The organism is Parachryseolinea silvisoli (genome assembly GCF_021190955.1).
Classification (GTDB): domain Bacteria; phylum Bacteroidota; class Bacteroidia; order Cytophagales; family Cyclobacteriaceae; genus Ohtaekwangia; species Ohtaekwangia silvisoli.
Window position 1 is genome coordinate 602,211 of record NZ_JAIOAO010000004.1, and the last position, 17,218, is coordinate 619,428.

At 51.9% G+C, this 17,218-nt stretch carries 8 protein-coding genes; all 8 read left to right on the top strand.

Translation table 11 applies throughout. The features are described 5' to 3' along the window. The first annotated feature begins 68 nt into the window (after window positions 1-68). The 8 genes from K7P01_RS25355 (at window position 69) to K7P01_RS25390 (ending at window position 17,096) form a co-directional block, all read left to right on the top strand. Window positions 69-4,211: a hybrid sensor histidine kinase/response regulator transcription factor gene (locus K7P01_RS25355; protein ID WP_267297381.1), complete on the top strand. Its 4,143-nt coding sequence runs from the start codon at window positions 69-71 to the stop codon at window positions 4,209-4,211. Window positions 4,212-4,575: 364 nt separating this feature from the next. After that, a complete protein-coding gene (locus K7P01_RS25360; protein ID WP_267297382.1) occupies window positions 4,576-7,812 on the top strand; it encodes a SusC/RagA family TonB-linked outer membrane protein in 3,237 nt (1,078 codons plus the stop codon). A gap of 11 nt (window positions 7,813-7,823) precedes the next feature. Continuing rightward, window positions 7,824-9,332, top strand: coding sequence for a RagB/SusD family nutrient uptake outer membrane protein (locus K7P01_RS25365; RefSeq protein WP_267297383.1), 1,509 nt, complete (start codon window positions 7,824-7,826; stop codon window positions 9,330-9,332). Between the two features lie 88 nt (window positions 9,333-9,420). After that, window positions 9,421-11,982 (top strand): glycoside hydrolase family 95 protein, encoded by a 2,562-nt coding sequence (locus K7P01_RS25370; RefSeq protein WP_267297384.1) that lies wholly within the window; start codon window positions 9,421-9,423, stop codon window positions 11,980-11,982. 33 nt (window positions 11,983-12,015) lie between these two features. Next, window positions 12,016-13,971 (top strand): glycoside hydrolase family 97 protein, encoded by a 1,956-nt coding sequence (locus K7P01_RS25375; RefSeq protein ID WP_267297385.1) that lies wholly within the window; start codon window positions 12,016-12,018, stop codon window positions 13,969-13,971. Window positions 13,972-13,975: 4 nt separating this feature from the next. Beyond that, entirely contained in the window at window positions 13,976-15,106 is a 1,131-nt protein-coding gene (locus K7P01_RS25380) for a glycoside hydrolase family 88/105 protein (RefSeq protein WP_267297386.1), read from the top strand. A 36-nt stretch (window positions 15,107-15,142) separates the two neighbouring features. Beyond that, complete coding sequence (locus K7P01_RS25385; protein ID WP_267297387.1) at window positions 15,143-16,570, top strand: alpha-L-fucosidase; 1,428 nt, start codon at window positions 15,143-15,145, stop codon at window positions 16,568-16,570. A 202-nt stretch (window positions 16,571-16,772) separates the two neighbouring features. Next, window positions 16,773-17,096 carry a hypothetical protein gene (locus tag K7P01_RS25390; protein ID WP_267297388.1) on the top strand — a complete coding sequence of 108 codons (324 nt, stop codon included), beginning with the start codon at window positions 16,773-16,775 and terminating at the stop codon, window positions 17,094-17,096. Window positions 17,097-17,218: the final 122 nt, after the last annotated feature.

The following is a 17,218-nucleotide window of genomic DNA, read 5'->3' on the forward strand; positions in this document are numbered from 1 at the left end:
GATTTTAAGTTGATTTTGATTCCGGTATTGCGGTGCAATCGTTATCTTAAGCTTCTCAAACGATTATTATGATGAAGCCAGGTGACCTGAGATTGGGTATAGTCGTCCTTCTTGCTGTACTGTCTGGTATTTTTTCAGGTGCGTACGCACAGTCGGACGACTACAATTTTCAGCACCTCACGATAGAGGATGGCCTGTCGCAATGCACGGTATATGCCATCGTTCAGGACACCAGCGGTTTTATGTGGTTCGGAACCCGCGAAGGGTTGAATCGCTACGACTCGCGGAAGATCAAAACGTATTACCATGATCCGGAAAATGAGCATAGCATTTCCGATAACACGATCTTCAGTCTATACATCGATTCCCAGGACAGATTGTGGGCTGGAACAAATCATGGACTGAACCTGTATGACCCGCGAACGGACGGATTTGAACGGATCATCTTACAAGAAAAGGGCGACGCTACCTCGCCCGCGAATGTTGTGGCCTGCATCTTCGAGGACGATCAGAAAAATCTGTGGATCGGAACGCGCAGCGGACTCAACGTCCTGAAGGCGGGGAGCACCGCTTTTTCTTTTATGCGTTTCACGCATACTCCCGGGGACAACAACAGTCTGGCCCATGACGATGTCCGTTCTATTTTCCAGGACAGCGACAAGAACATCTGGGTCGGCACTTCCGCCGGACTTTCTAAAATAACGGTCGGTCAGGACGGGCAGTATCAGTTCACTTCCTATTCAGTGCCCGAGCTGAGTAGCACGGTTTCAAAAACCAACGACATCAATTCTATCGTCGCAGGTGAAAAGGGCGGGCTGTTGATCGCCACCGAGAATAGCGGGCTGTTTGCGTTCGATCCGAAGACAGGAAGCTTTCAGTCCCTGGACTGGATCGGAAAACCGGACGAGGCTATACGGGTAATTTTGAAACATAAGCGGACACGGGACTATTGGTTCGGTACGATCGGGGGCACATACATTGTCAATCCGCACCAGGGGAAATATATCAGTTTGCGAAACATTCCCGACGACGCTGCCTCTGTGAGTGACAACTCCGTGCGCTCGTTATATGCCGATCGCGATGGATCGGTCTGGATCGGCACCTACCACGGCGGTGTCAATATGTACAGCGCTTTGTCCAGACAGTTTCAGCAGGTTGTACAAGAAGGTAAGCTTCATTTCAAGGTAGCCAGTGCCATGGTTACTGATGCCAACGGCAATTTATGGCTGGGCACCGAAGGGACGGGTTTGTTCTTTACAGGCCGCGACAAAGGAGTGACCCGGCAGTTCAAACACGTGCGTGACGACCCCACGTCCTTAAGCCACAACAATGTCAAGTGCCTGCTGCCCGAAGGTAACGATGGTCTTTGGATAGGCACGCTCAAAGGACTGAACTACTATGATTTTAAAACAGGTCGATTCAAAACCTTTCACCATCAACCCGGTAATAACAATTCGCTTCCCGATGATGCCGTGTATGACCTGGCAAAAGACAACGATGGTACCCTCTGGATCGGCACCTACCGCGGCGGGCTTTGTAAATTTGATCCGCGCAAAAACACCTTCGAGACATTACCCCACGACCTTCAGGACAGCTCAACACTGAACTCGGACGGCGTCACGCGCCTGTTTCCTGACTCGCGCGGGAATTTATGGGTGGGTACGATATCGGGGTTGAATGTCAAGTCTCCCGGCCAAAGCTCTTTCCGTCGCTACGTTCATAACCCGGCGGATGCCACTACCCTTAGCAACAACTATATTCTTTGCGTCTTTGAAGATCGACTGAACCGGATCTGGGTGGGCACCAGAGGCAACGGGCTGAATTTGTTGTTGCCCGGGCAACACAGCTTCAAGCGCTTTGGAACACAGGATGGACTTCCGGGCAATGCGATCTTCGGCATACAGGAAGATAAAAACGGGTATTTATGGATCAGTACCGACAATGGGTTGTCGAAACTGGATCCTGTCGATCTTTCCATACACAACTTTGATCGCAGTGATGGATTGGTTTGTAAACAGTTCAATTTTCATTCCTATTGTAAAGACCCGTCGGGGAATATGTATTTCGGGGGATATAACGGTGTGGTGGTATTCCGCCCCGAACGTATTTCAGAGAACCGCATCGTACCCAACGTGACTTTTGTCAACTTCAAGCTGTTCAACGAGGACATACCGGTTGACGCCGAGCAGGGCATCCTGAAACAGGACCTGAACCATACCACGGAGCTCACGATGGAGTATGATCAGAATATCTTTTCGGTAGAGTTTGCCGTGCTGAATTATATCAACTCCACGAAAAACCGGTTTGCGTACAAGTTGGTGGGATTTGAGGAGCAGTGGAATACCACCTCCGAACCTGTGGCTACGTATATGAACCTGAATCCGGGAAATTATACCCTGCTGGTGAAAGGCGCGAATAACGACGGGGTCTGGAATGAAACGCCGGCCTCCCTTCACCTCAAGATCTTGCCGCCACCCTGGAAATCGTGGTGGGCCTATACCGTTTATGTCGGCCTCTTTCTGGGGTTGCTGTATATCTGGTCGCGGTTCCACAAAGGACAGATGAAACTCGAACACGACCTGAAGCTCGAGCACCTGGAGCACAAGAAGCAGGAAGAGCTGCACCAGGCCAAGCTCAGCTTCTTTACCAATATTGTTCACGAGATCCGCACGCCGCTTACACTCATGACGGGTCCCATCGAGAAGCTGCTGGAACAATACACCGGGGATACATTCCTGAAAAAAGAGCTCGCGCTTGTACGCGCCAACACCGGCCGCCTGCAGCGGCTTATGAACCAGCTGCTGGACTTTCACAAACAGGAAACCGGCAACGTGCGGATCAGCGTGCAGGAAGAGAACATCGTGGAGTTTATCGACGAGATACAACTTTCTTTTAAGGAATACGCACAGTCGCGGAAAGTGTCGCTGGATTTTCAACCCGGCGAACCGGTCGTTAAACTCTGGATCGACCGCGAAGAGCTGTCGAAGGTGTTCTATAACCTGTTGGTCAATGCTCTTAAGTTTACACCGGGAGGGGGCACGGTATTCATCGCAGTAGTCCGGGAGCCATTGCCGGGTGCAAATAATTTTAATGTCAGGATCACCCTGGAAGATAACGGGCTTGGTATTCCGGCCCGGTACCTGGAGAAAGTGTTTCATCGTTTCTACCAGGCCGAGAACTCCGGCAAGACTGGAGCGGGTGTTGGCATCGGCCTCGCCCTGGCCAAGGGCATCATTGACCTTCATCACGGTTCCATTGCTGTAGAGAGTGAAGAAGCCACCGCCGATAAAACAGGCTTTACCCGGTTTACCATCTTGCTGCCTTCCGGCCACGCACACTTTACAGCGGACCAGGTCGTCGCTATGCCCCGGCAGGTGTTTGATCTGCAACATCACCCGGAGGTGGAACAGGAGGCTACAGGCCAGGAGGGAGAGGCAAAACGGGCGGAGCATTCAACACCGCTGGTCTTGCTTGTGGAGGATCACGATGAGATCCGCGCCTATGTGCGCGAAAGCCTGGTGGCGCACTACCATGTGCTGGAAGCAAAGAACGGCGTAGAAGGGTTGGAGATTGCACTTGAGCAACTGCCCGATATTGTCATCACCGATGTGATGATGCCACGCATGAATGGGCTCGAGCTCGTCCAACATTTAAAAACGGATCTGCGCACCAGCCATATTCCCGTTATCTTACTCACGGCCCGTGGCGCCTTAAATTACCAGGTGGAAGGTCTTGAGACCGGGGCCGACGATTACCTGATCAAGCCTTTTAATGTGCACCTGCTGTTGGTCAAAATGCGGAATCACCTCCAGATCCGCGAAAAGCTGAAGGAGAAATACTGCCGCATGGTAACCCTGCAGCCCCAGCATGAAGAAGTGCAGAATCCTGACGACAAATTCCTGCAGCGGCTGATGAGCATTTTGGAAGAGAACATCACGAATGCCGATTTTAATGTGAGCCGGCTTGTGCGCGAGATCGGCATGAGCAGACCTGTGTTGTTCCGCAAAACCAAAATGCTGACCGGACTTTCCGTCATCGACCTGATCCGCGACCTCCGTTTTAAGAAAGCCGCCATGCTGCTGAGCCAAAAGAAATTGAGCATTTCTGAAGTAGCCTTTACGGTTGGATTCAGCGATCCCAAATATTTCAGCAAATCGTTCCGTAATCACTACGGCAAATCGCCCTCCCAGTATCTCGGGGAGATTGAGTGATCATTCCCCCTACAAAAAACAGCGCGAGTGTGTAGCGCGAGCGCGAAACACGCACGAATGCAGCACCCTCCGGTCTACCTCGCGGTCATTGGATCTTGAAAAATAGGTTCCGGAATATCGGAATTCAGGCTAAAAACGGGCCTGAACGAATTTTACCCCCTGATCGATCCCTTTTTTACCCTAGAAAGACGCCTCCCGGAGCAAACTTGGGTAAGGCTATGCAAACGATTTAAGCGTCAGAATATGAGGAAAAGCACCAGGGCCAGCCGCAACGCCAGGATCAAAGAAGCGATCCTCGTCACGCTGCTTGTGCTGGGTCTGATCTTCATTTTATCCTTCATTCCCTAAACCAAATGATAACGCTATGAGCTCTTTTTTACTGAAACGGCCAGCTTTCACCGGGCGACTTTCTGTTGCCCTGGGGCTTGCGATGATCATGCTGCTCTTTTGCCAGGCATCGCTGGCGCAGCAAATAACCGGCAAAGTAATCGCCGACGATGGCGAGGCTTTACCGGGTGTGAACGTACTGGTTGAAGGCACCACCACGGGTGCATCGACCGACAGTGACGGAAACTTTTCGCTCACGGTCAGCGAACCCAATGCCGTGCTGGTATTTTCATTTATCGGTTATAAAACAGAACGCATTGCGCTCGGAACTCAAACGACTGTCAATGTCACGCTGACCACGGACCTTCAAAACCTGGCCGAGGTTGTGGTGGTGGGGTATGGTGTGCAAAAGAAGGTGAATCTTACCGCCGCCGTGTCCACGGTTTCGGCAGAAGACATCGTCTCGCGGCAGTCGCCCAACACGGTTTCGCTTTTACAAGGACGCACGCCCGGGCTTCAGGTCGTGCAGAATTCGGGGCAGCCAGGTCTGGAGAACAATGATATACGCATCCGGGGGCAGGGTACATTCAGCGGTGCAGGGAATAACCCGCTTATATTGATCGACGGCGTGGAGGGTCGTCTCGATATGCTGAACCCGAATATGATCGCCGATATTTCCGTGTTGAAGGATGCTGCTTCTGCCGCGGTGTATGGATCGCGCGCGGCAAACGGCGTCATCCTGGTGACGACTAAAAAGGGTAAGGAAGGCCGTCTGAATGTAGAATATGCCTATACGTATTCGAGCATGAAGCCCTCCATCAAGGTGGACCGGGTGACCGATGCGGTGGAGTACATGGAGCTGATGAATAAGGCGATCGATTTTTCGGGCCGGCAGACGGGCTGGTATTATACACCCGAAATGATCCAGCCGTATCGTGATAATCCGAATTCAGAGCAGTACCCCAGCTATGACTGGACCGAGGCGTTGATCCGTACGGCACCGATGCACAAGCACTTTTTGAGCTTGAATGGCGGAAAGGGCGGGACCACATTCAACGCCGGCCTGGGGATTTTGAATCAAACGGGCATGTTGCTCGGCACCGGTTACAAACGGTACGATGCCCAGGTCAATTTTAAAAGCGAGTTAAGCAAGGTTGTCACGTTCGGCAGTGATATCTCGGTGGCCCGGGGTAGACGAACCGATACTGCTATAACAGCGGGAAGCACGACGGCAGACCTGATCGATTTTAACGGGTCGGAAGATCAGATGCTGGCGGCCTATGCTGCGCCACCCCTTACCAAACCCTGGCTGCCGGACGGCAGTGGAAGGTATACAGCTTATGCGTATCCCCTTCACGGCGGTAACAAAAATCCGATCGCTATCGCTACCGATGGCGGCGGAAAACGGATCGACAACACGTACTTGTTGTTCAGCCCCTACCTTAATTTTAAGATCCTGCCCGGTTTAACCGCCGATGTACGCGGCGCGTTTAAGTTCCAGGAAGAAATGATCAAAGCCCTGGTCGTTACATCGTATGGCTATGTGTATATACCGGATGCCAACGGCGTGTATGCACAAGGTAGTATTTGGAACGGCGGAACGAACTCGCTGGCACAGCGCAATGCTCGCGAGAACCAATACACCGCATACGCCACCTTACGCTATGAAAAGACATTTGCCGATGTGCACCATTTCACCGGCATGCTGGGGTATCAGCAGGAGAACTATCGCTATGACCGTCTGGAGTCTTACCGCACACGGCTTCCCTCCAAGACCCTGTGGGACCTGTCGGCCGGCGCTCCCGCCGTGCAAAACAATGGCAGCGATTCTTATGAGTGGGCGACGCAATCGGTTTTCGGAAGAATAAACTATGACTACCGGGATAAGTATTTAGTGGAATTCAGTTTCCGCGACGACGCTTCTTCGCGTTTCCCGGATAACAACCGCATAGCCTTCTTCCCTTCCGTATCGGCGGGGTGGCGCATTACCCAGGAGTCGTTCATGTCGGGCCTGAACTGGATCGACGAACTGAAGCTTAGGGGGTCGTGGGGACAATTGGGTAACCAGAGCATTGGTAACTATCCCTATCAGAATTCTTTGAATATATCGACTGCACCCGGTGATGAAACGCTGGATTATAATTTTGCGGGCACGCTGTCGCAGGGTGTTTCCAAGCGGACAACGAATAATACCAATATCAAATGGGAAACTACCACGGTTACCGATTTGGGTATTGACTTCTCTTTATTCCATTCGAAACTATTCGGCTCGGTTGACTGGTATCGAAAGGAAACCTCGGATATTCTCCGGCGCCTGCAGGTGCCTGACCACATGGGTCTGGATGCACCGTACATCAACGACGGCACCATGCGAAACTCGGGCTGGGAATTTATCCTTGGCCATAAAAACCAGTTCGGGAAGTTCCGCTATAGCATCAGCGCCAACCTGGAAACATACCAGAATGAGCTGATTCGCTATGGAAGCCGCGACATAGTCGGTACCAATATCCGGGAGGAAGGTTTGCCTTACAACACGTATTACCTGCTGCTTCAGGATGGCGTGTATCAAAATGCGGAGGAAGTTACCAATGGACCTGTAACGGCGTATAGCACGGGAATTCCTGTCAAACCCGGCGATCTGAAATTTAAGGACGTGAGTGGCCCCGATGGCGTACCCGATGGCCGCGTAGACCTTACCTACGACCGCGTGCCGGTAAGAGGAGTATTTCCCAAGTTTAATTACGGTGTCAATCTCTCTGCCTCGTATGGAAGCTTTGACCTGACCGTTTTTGTTCAGGGCGTGTATGGTCGCAAAACGTTTGTAAAAGACTGGGGTGTCTCGCCCTTTAACCAGGCTGCGGCTCCGCCGACCTTCTGGAGAGACGAAGCCTGGGATGGCGAGGGGACTTCTAACAGCATTCCCCACGTATATGTAGATAACCAGTACACACCTAACAACCAAAACTCTACGTTCTGGCTGGGCAACTCGTCTTACATGCGTATCAAGAACATACAGTTGGGCTATACGCTTCGTGCCGCCTGGAGCCAAAAAGTGAAGTTGCAGAATTTACGGGTATTTGGCTCGGTGGACAACCTGCATACGTTTACCAACTTCTTCCAGGGCCTGGATCCTGAGCGTGCATCGGCACCTGTTCCTTCGAGCGCATCGTCGTTCGGAAATCAGTTTACGGGTACCGGCACGGCAGTACCGACCCGTGCGGCAATCTATCCCCAGGCTGCCATTTACTCTCTCGGCGTGAAAGCTACCTTTTAAATTCCACGAGTATGAAAAAGAATATCAAACTAAAATTACTATATCTCACGATGACCATACTGGTCATGGCGTGCGACGATTTTCTGGAGAAGAATCCATTAACGCAGCTGGATTCCGACACCTTCTGGAAAACGGAACAGGATGTTCAAGCGGCATTGACTGCCACCTACTCGACGCATCGTACAAGCATTTTTGGCTCTGTGCGTGGATCCAACGGCGTGGCGATGGATATCGAGGCACTTTCAGATAATGCTATCACCAGTTCCAATTTTGTCAATTATGTCGGCATGATGCAGGGCGGTATCAATCCCAGCAGCACCGGGGCGCTCAACCAAACCTGGAGCGATTGTTACGACGGCATTGCCAAGTGCAACTATTTCCTGGACAATATCGACGGGGCTAAAAGCCTTTTGACCGAAGCGAACTATAACAAGTATAAGGGCGAAGCCTTGTTTAACCGCTGCTACTATTATAACGAGCTGGTGCAGCGCTATGGCGCCGTGCCGCTGATCCTGTATACGCAGACGATCGACAGCGTTAATCTCGTCAAAACCAGGCCCCGTTCTCCCAAAGCAGACGTGGTGGCCAGGTTGTTGCAAGATATCGATGTGGCCATTGCGGTGTTGCCTGCCGATCGCTATACCGATGGCCATGCCGTGAAGGGCAGTGCCATTATGTTGAAGGTTCGTATTTTGATGAACAACCAACGTTTTGCTGAAGCGGCCGATGTAGCCTGGTCGTTGATCGGCGATGCGGCAAACCCCTACAGCCTGTACAGGAACTATTCCGGATTGTTCTTCAAAGAACAACGAGCGGCCGATAATAAGGAGATCATGTTCTCGGTAATATACCAGGCGCCCGCCGATTACCATCAGTTGGACCAATACGTCGGCAGCCGTATGTCGTGTTTCCCAACGCCTCAGCTGCGCGACGCCTATGAAACGAATATCGACACGGGCCTGAAAGATCCGCGTTTGGGAATGACGATCTTCCAGTTGGGCGACCAGTGGGTGAACAATACCAAAACGGGCACCTTCCAGCAGGATGGAAGTGTGGCCGAGAGCACACTACCTTTTACGAACATGGCCTTTAAAAAATGGATCGATCCCACGGTCAGAACTCCAGGTTCTTCTACGCTGAGTGATCAGAATATCGTCAAGATGCGGTATGCTGACCTGCTGCTGCTCTATGCGGAGGCTATGTTCGAAAGCGGCCAGGGTACCGATACGCGGGCGCTGAAGGCATTGAACGATGTGCGTACCCGCCCCGGTGTCAATATGCCGCTGAAGACCGAACTGACCCGCGATAACATCCGCAACGAAAGAAGGGTCGAACTAGCCTATGAAGGTATACGGTACAATGACATTATCCGCTGGGGTATAGCCGAAACGGTGATCCCGCAAATTATACACAGCACCAAAGGAGATAAACGAAAGTTCGACGGGTATCTATGGCCCATTCCGCAAAGTCAGATAGATATCATGCAAGGTGTTTGGGAAAACAATGAACCCTGGAATTAAGATAGATAGTACTGCCCTTCTGATTTCATCAGAAGGGCAGTAGGGGTGTGCTTTAGTTTTTTAATCTGTGAAAGAGGAAGTGATTTTGATGAAAAGGAGATCGGTGTTTTTGGTAGTCTTGTTTTTGTTGGCGCAACTATGTTTTGCGCAGTCTGTAAAAACAGATCCGCATCTGAAGCTGTGGTACGCGCAGCCCGCGTCAGCCTGGGAAGAAGCGCTGCCGTTGGGCAACGGCAAAACGGGTGCTATGGTTTTTGGCGGCGTGCGCCAGGAAAGATTGCAGCTCAACGATAACACACTGTGGTCGGGTTACCCCGAGCCCGGCAACAATCCAAACGGCCGTGTCTATCTTCCCCTGGTGCGCAAAGCGGTATCCGACGGCGACTATGCGCTGGCCGCTATCTATTGGGAAAAAATGCAGGGGCCTTATTCGGCACGATACCTCACCATGGCCGACCTCTTCCTGGATTTTACTTTAAACGATACGGTGGAGGGAAAGTACAACAGGAGCCTGGACCTGGGTACCGCTATCGCTACCGTTGTTTATACTACCGGCGGAATAACCTATACCCGTGAAATGTTCATCAGCCACCCTGATAAAACACTGGTGATACGGTTGTCGGCGAATAAGAAGAAGAGTATTTCGTTCAACACATCGTTGCGGAGTAAATTGAACTATACCGTTACAACATCCGCGGATGATCAGCTGATACTTCGCGGTAAGGCGCCGTTGTTGGTAGCCAACCGCGAGGCCGAACCCCTGCAGGTTGTTTATGACGACTGGAAAGGAGAGGGGATGAATTTTGAGGTCCGCCTGAAGATCAAAGCCGAAGGCGGCAAGGTCACGAAGCAGGATACCTCGCTTTCCGTCTCGGGGGCCGATGCCGTCACACTTTATCTTACCGGGGCGACAAGCTTCCATGGATTTAATAAATCACCCGGTCTGCAGGGTAAAGATGCAGGCGCAGAGGCGCAGGCCGTGCTCGATGCGGCGACCACTAAAACTTTTGCGCAGCTGAGAGCCAGGCATCTTGCCGATTACCAACCGCTCTTCAATCGCGTTACGCTGGACCTGGGCACTGACCCGGAAGCGATGCGCCTGCCTACGGATAAACGAATGTTGCGCATGAACGCAGGAAAACCCGATCCGCAGCTTCAGGCGTTGTATTACCAGTTCGGCCGATACCTGTTGATTGCCAGCTCCCGGCCGGGCGGCCCCCCGGCTAACCTGCAGGGTATCTGGAACGATCATGTCAAACCACCCTGGGGAAGCAACTATACCACCAACATCAATACAGAAATGAACTACTGGCTTGCCGAGAGCACGAACCTTTCGGAATGCCATGTGCCCCTGTTGGATTTTATACAGCAACTGGCTGTGAACGGCGCCGAAACCGCGGCAACGAACTATGGCATTACCGAAGGATGGTGCGCACACCACAATGCCGATATCTGGGCGAAGACTTCTCCGCCAGGTGGCTTTGAGTGGGATCCCCGCAGCCAGGCGCGCTGGGCCTGCTGGCCGATGAGCGGTGCCTGGTTGAGCACACATCTATGGGAACATTACGTCTTTACCGGCGACAAGGGATTTCTGCGCGACAAGGGCTGGCCGGCCATGAAAGGTGCCGCACAATTCCTGCTGCACTGGCTGGTAGAAACACCGGATGGTGAGCTTGTGACGAATCCTTCGACATCACCGGAGAATGTTTTTAAGATCAATGGAAAAGAATATCAGATCAGCATGGCGTCCACCATGGATATGGCGATCACCCGGCAGCTTTTTGAGAATTGCCTGAGCGCTGCCAGTACGTTGGGGATCAGCGATGAATTTACAAAGCAAGTGGAAACGGCTATAGCAAAGCTTTATCCGTACCACATCGGTCAGCATGGCCAATTGCAAGAGTGGTTCAAGGACTGGGATGATCCCAACGATAAGCACCGGCATTTATCGCACCTCTTTGGTTTACACCCGGGCAATCAGATCTCGCCCGTTCGTACGCCCGCGCTGGCTGCCGCGGCCAAACAATCGCTGATCCAACGGGGCGATATGAGCACCGGGTGGTCCATGGCGTGGAAGATCAACTGGTGGGCGCGATTACAGGAGGGCGATCATGCTTATAAAATATTGAAGGAAGGGCTTACCTACATCGACCCGAAACAGGAAAAGGAAACCATGGGTGGAGGAGGAACATATCCCAATCTTTTCGATGCGCACCCACCCTTTCAGATCGACGGCAATTTCGGCGCTACGGCCGGCATGACGGAACTGCTGCTGCAAAGCCACGCGGGAGAGCTTAGCCTGCTGCCGGCGCTTCCCGGTGAATGGAGAAACGGCAGCGTTGCCGGACTGAAAGCCAGGGGAGCCTTTGAAGTGAACATCCGCTGGCGGGATGGAAAGTTGCAATCCGCCACCATTCAATCGAAGCTTGGCGGCAACTGCAGAATACGTACGTCGATGCCTGTAAGATTAGTAGAGACAACCACTAAAAATGTTGAGGGCAGTAACCCTAATAGCCTCACGCAAGCTGCGAAAGCTCCGCCCTACAAAAAGAACGGCGCGGCAACGCTGCCTGCGTTGAATTCCCACGAAGGCTATGTGATGGATGTGGAGACGGAAGAAGGAAAACGTTATACGATCGTTCCGAAATAAATAATATACTATATACCTATAAAAACCGATATTATGTTTGCCAGAACCATTGTCCCCCTGGGGATCTTAATTTTACTCCTTTCTTTTTCAGCCGTGCAAACTGTGCAGGGCCAGGGATGGGATGTATCGTCACCCGACAAAAAAGTCAAGGTGACCATTGCCACGAAGGGGAACCGGCTCAGCTATTCGGTTTCCTACGCAAACACATCCGCCATTGGGTCTTCTCCGCTGGGCATTGTGCGCGACGATCAGCAGTTTTCTGAGAACTTGAAGTTCATTTCAAAGACAGCCGCGGCGATAGACGGGACCTATACCCTGCGTATCGGCAGAAAGCTGCAATGCCGCAATCAGGCCAACGAAGTTACGCTGACTTTTGAGAATGAAAATAAGGAAAGTGTACAGCTCATCTTCAGAGCCTATAACGATGGTATGGCGTATCGTTACCATTTTCCGAAAACCGACAATACCCCCTACAAGATCATCCGCGAGGAATCCGGTTTTGCCATTGCCAAAGATGCCAAAGCGTGGATACAGCCCTATGATCTGAACGTGCGGAAGAAACCCTGCTATGAAGCATTTTATGAAAATGGAATGGCTGTAGGCACCCCCTCTCCAAACCCGGCAGGGTGGGCCTTCTCGGCGTTATTCAACACCAAAGGCCTATGGGTATTGCTTACCGAAGCTGGTCTGGACGAAACTTACCCGGGCACGCATATGGAAGACAAAGCCGGTAATGGAATATATACCATTCGCTTTCCGGAAAAAGAGGAGGTCACAAGCGACGCAGATCCTGAACCTGTTTCCACCTTGCCCTGGACAACGCCGTGGCGTGCTGCCGTGATCGGTCCGTCGCTGGCGACTATTCAGGAGACATCGCTCGTCACCAATTTGAGCCCGCCATCGGTCATCCAAGATGTTTCGTGGATCAAACCCGGAAGGTCGAGCTGGAGCTGGTGGTCGGCCGGAGGAACCACCCGGGATTTTGAGGTACAGAAACAATACATCGATTTTACGGCCGATATGAAATGGGATTATGTGCTGATCGATGCCGGCTGGCATGAAATGAAAAATGGAAAGATGGAAGACCTCGTGAAGTATGCGGATTCAAAAAAAGTCGGCATCGTATTGTGGTATCATTCGGGAATGGGTCGGGAAAAGGATACGCTGAGCGATGCCAACCTGATGGCTTTTCCGGATGCACGAAAAAAGGAATTTGAAAAAATTGCCGCGTGGGGAGTGAAGGGGGTGAAGGTAGATTTCTTCGACGGCGACAAACAGCCTGTGATCAAGCGATATTACGATATCATGCGCGATGCTGCGGCCAATAAGATCATGGTCAATTTCCACGGCTCCACGTTGCCGAGAGGGTGGGAGCGTACGTACCCGCACCTGGTCTCCATGGAGTCGGTGAAAGGAGCCGAGGGCGCCGGCCGGCAGGAGTTCTGCGACCGCGCACCCATACAGAATACTATACTTCCCTTTACACGAAACGTTGTGGGCCCAATGGATTACACGCCTGTTACCTTCACCAATAAAAGAGAAGCCAAGCGTCAAACTACATTTGCCCATGAGCTTGCCCTTTCGGTGGTCTTCGAGTCTGGTGTATTTCATTTTGCCGACAACATGAAATCCTACCAGGCATTGCCGGAAGAACCTAAGAACTTTCTCCGGCAGGTGCCTGTGGCCTGGGATGAAACGCGTTATGTAACCGGCATTCCCGGTAAATATATCGTGATCGCCCGCAGAAAGGGAAGCGCATGGTATATAGCAGGAATCAATGGCCAGGATGCCGAACAAGAGATTTCGTTTGATCTTCCTTTCCTGAAAAAGGAAGTTACGCTGAGTCAGATTACCGATGGTCCCGTGGCAGGAACCTTTGCCGCCACCGCCCTGAAGACAAACGGCAAGAATATCCGGGTCAAGATCATCGCCAAGGGGGGCTTTGTACTCTATATGCCCGAGAACACTGTAACAGCCAAACGTAAATGAGCATATGAAAAAAACTTTAACCCTTATATTCCTCTTCGTTTTATCGATCGTCTGCGTACAGGCGCAATCCGGCGCGGCTGATCTGCAGAAGTGGCCCAAAGGCTCCTCGCCGGCGGAAATCGGAAAACGCGTGGCGGACCGTTTTATCGCTACGCCCCATCCAAACTTTGGACGCCCCACGCCGCCCAAGACCATCACTTACCCGGAAGTTTGTGCGTGGTATGGTGCGCTAACCTTTGCCCAGGCGAGCAAAGACAAGAAACTCACGCAGGCGCTGGCGGCGCGTTTCGAACCCCTCTTTGATGCGGAGGCGAGCCTGGTGCCGATACCCGATCACGTTGACTATTGCGTATTCGGCTCCATACCGCTCGAGCTATATATCGAAACCAAAGAGCAGCGGTACCTCGATATGGGTAAGAATATTGCCGATAAGCAGTGGGGACCACCGGAAGGTCCTCGCGTAAAACCCGAGTCTTCTATTTTCTATGAAAAGGGGTATACCTGGCAGACGCGTTTATGGATCGACGATATGTTTATGATCACGGCCGTGCAGGCACAGGCTTTTCGTGCTACCGGCGACAGAAAATATATCGACCGGGCTGCCCGCGAAATGGTGATGTACCTGGATTCCCTGCAAAGGGATAACGGTCTCTTCTATCATGCACCCGATGTGCCTTTTTTCTGGGGCCGTGGTGACGGGTGGATGGCTGCCGGCACAGCAGAGTTGCTTCGCTCGGTACCGGCGGATAATCCGGACCGCCCGCGGATCATGGAGGGTTACAAAAAAATGATGGCAGCGCTCCTGAAGTATCAGGACGAAAAGGGCATGTGGCACCAGCTTATCGATGACCCGGAGTCGTGGCCTGAAACGTCGTGCACCGGTATGTTTACCTTTGCGATGATTACCGGCGTACAACAGGGCTGGCTGGATGCGAAGACGTATGGACCCGCAGCACGAAAAGGCTGGCTTGGCCTGATCTCTTACATCGATGAGAACGGCGACATCCGCGAGGTATGCCAGGGTACGAATAAAAAGAATGACCGCCAATATTATCTCGACCGGCAACGCATTACAGGCGACATGCACGGACAGGCGCCCGTGTTGTGGTGTGCCACAGCGCTCTTGCGCAAATAGGGTTGAGTTTTTATACGCGAAACAAATCGAATGTCTATGAGAAAAATATTTTTGGCGGGTATGATCGTTTGCTGCCTGGCAAACAACCTATGCGGCCAGACGTTGAGTAACGATGAGCGGATGAAGTGGTGGCGCGAGGCGCGGTTCGGCATGTTCATCCACTGGGGTGTGTATGCCGTGCCGGCGGGTACGTACAACGGCCACCGGGTAAACCGCATTGGCGAGTGGATCATGAACCGCGGGAAAATTCCGGTAGCAGACTACAAGGCGTTCGCGCGCGCGTTCAACCCGGTGAAGTACGATGCCGATGCCTGGGTGCGCATGGCGAAGGATGCCGGTATGAAATATATCGTGATCACGGCAAAGCATCACGATGGCTTTGCATTGTTCGGCTCGAATGCTTCATCGTGGAATGTGGTCGATGCGACACCCTACGGTAAAGACCTGATCAAACCCCTGGTGGAGGCCTGCCGCAAGCATGGGCTCAAGCTGGGGCTTTATTACTCCCATGCGCAGGATTGGGTAAACCCCGGCGGAGCGGCTGCGCGCAAAAGAGCATCGGAAGGCTGGGCTAATCCTGATAGTACCCGGATCGACGCCTATACGGAAGCGAACAGCGGTCATTGGGACCCTGCTCAAACTACCAAAACCATGGCTCAATACATAGACGATGTGGCGGTGCCCCAGGTGCGCGAAATACTGACACAGTATGGCGAGATTGCCGTACTCTGGTGGGACACCCCCACAAACATGACCGATGAGTTTGCCGGGAAACTGCAGGCTCAGCTGGCCCTTCAGCCCAACATCATTACCAACGACCGGTTGAAGCGTCCGAATTTTCCCGGCGATTTTAAAACGCCGGAGCAACGCATACCCAATCTGGCCGAGCTCGACGGCAAGGATTGGGAAACGTGCATGACCATGAACGGAACGTGGGGTTACAAAAGCTATGATGATAAATGGAAAAGCTCCGTAACGATGATCCGCAACCTGATGGACATCGCTTCCAAAGGCGGCAACTATTTGCTGAATGTGGGCCCGAAGGCGGATGGTGAATTTCCGATGGAAAGTGTAGCGCGATTAAAAGAGGTTGGCTCCTGGATGAAAGTGAATGGAGAGGCGGTTTATGCTACGAAGGGTAGCCCGCTGGCGCCATTGTCCTGGGGGAGATGCACCAGCAAGCTGGAAAATGGACATACGATCTTATACCTTTCTGTTTTTGACTGGCCGAAAGACCGCAAGCTGGTCGTGCCGGATCTGAAAAATCAGATCGACAAGGCCGAGTTTCTTGCCACGGGCAAGAAACTGGAAGTGAAAAAAGAAGATGGAGGCTGGGTCATCGAGGTTCCTGAAAAGGAATTAGACCCCGTGGCTACTGTGGTGAAGCTTTGGGTAAAAGGAGCCGTTGTAAGTACTTATAATACTCCAGGCAAGAAAGAGATGGAAGCCGGAGAGGTGCATTAGAGGATTGATTGAATGTATATATAACTGTTTGTAATACACATGTAAATTCGGTGAAGCGAGGACTGCGAAGCCCATTTCCTGCTGCGGGAAATGGGCTTTTTTATTATTTCTTTGTAGCAACAGTCCATGAAAAATCCTAACTTCCATTACGACCACATCTACTTTTTCCCCGAGTCTGGCATTGCATTTAACCCCTCATTATATGCATATTTTTACCTTGTTGTTTCACCATAACCTCCAGAGGTTATTCATTTCTTTGATGGTCTTGTTTTGCAGTGTAGCCCATGCACAAGATACGTTAACCTATAAGACCGATGAGCTATTCGATTTATCGCTGGAAGAGCTCCTGCAAATAACTGTAACGGAGCTGGACAGAGATCTCAATCTGTACGGATACATCAATACCAATGCGGAGCAGCAGTTTGTTTTCCCCAGCGTGGGTGCGGACGGGATCACCGTTAAAAAAAACGACCCGTTTGAATGGGTGCCGGTCAAAGCCTTTCACCTTTACGGCTCCGCCTGGTAGCGTCTAACTAACTGTGTAAAGGTACGATTGACCTCTGGTGGTCGTGGATAGGAAGTCCACAGGACCAGGTCAATCGATGGTTTTAAAAATCATTACCTTTAATACAGTACAATGAAAAAGAA

Coding starts and splice junctions, on each gene's coding strand:
- K7P01_RS25390 (WP_267297388.1), top strand. CDS start 16,773: ATGCATATTTTTACCTTGTTGTTTCACCATAACCTCCAGAGGTTATTC.
- K7P01_RS25370 (WP_267297384.1), top strand. CDS start 9,421: ATGAAAAGGAGATCGGTGTTTTTGGTAGTCTTGTTTTTGTTGGCGCAA.
- K7P01_RS25365 (WP_267297383.1), top strand. CDS start 7,824: ATGAAAAAGAATATCAAACTAAAATTACTATATCTCACGATGACCATA.
- K7P01_RS25385 (WP_267297387.1), top strand. CDS start 15,143: ATGAGAAAAATATTTTTGGCGGGTATGATCGTTTGCTGCCTGGCAAAC.
- K7P01_RS25380 (WP_267297386.1), top strand. CDS start 13,976: ATGAAAAAAACTTTAACCCTTATATTCCTCTTCGTTTTATCGATCGTC.
- K7P01_RS25360 (WP_267297382.1), top strand. CDS start 4,576: ATGAGCTCTTTTTTACTGAAACGGCCAGCTTTCACCGGGCGACTTTCT.
- K7P01_RS25375 (WP_267297385.1), top strand. CDS start 12,016: ATGTTTGCCAGAACCATTGTCCCCCTGGGGATCTTAATTTTACTCCTT.
- K7P01_RS25355 (WP_267297381.1), top strand. CDS start 69: ATGATGAAGCCAGGTGACCTGAGATTGGGTATAGTCGTCCTTCTTGCT.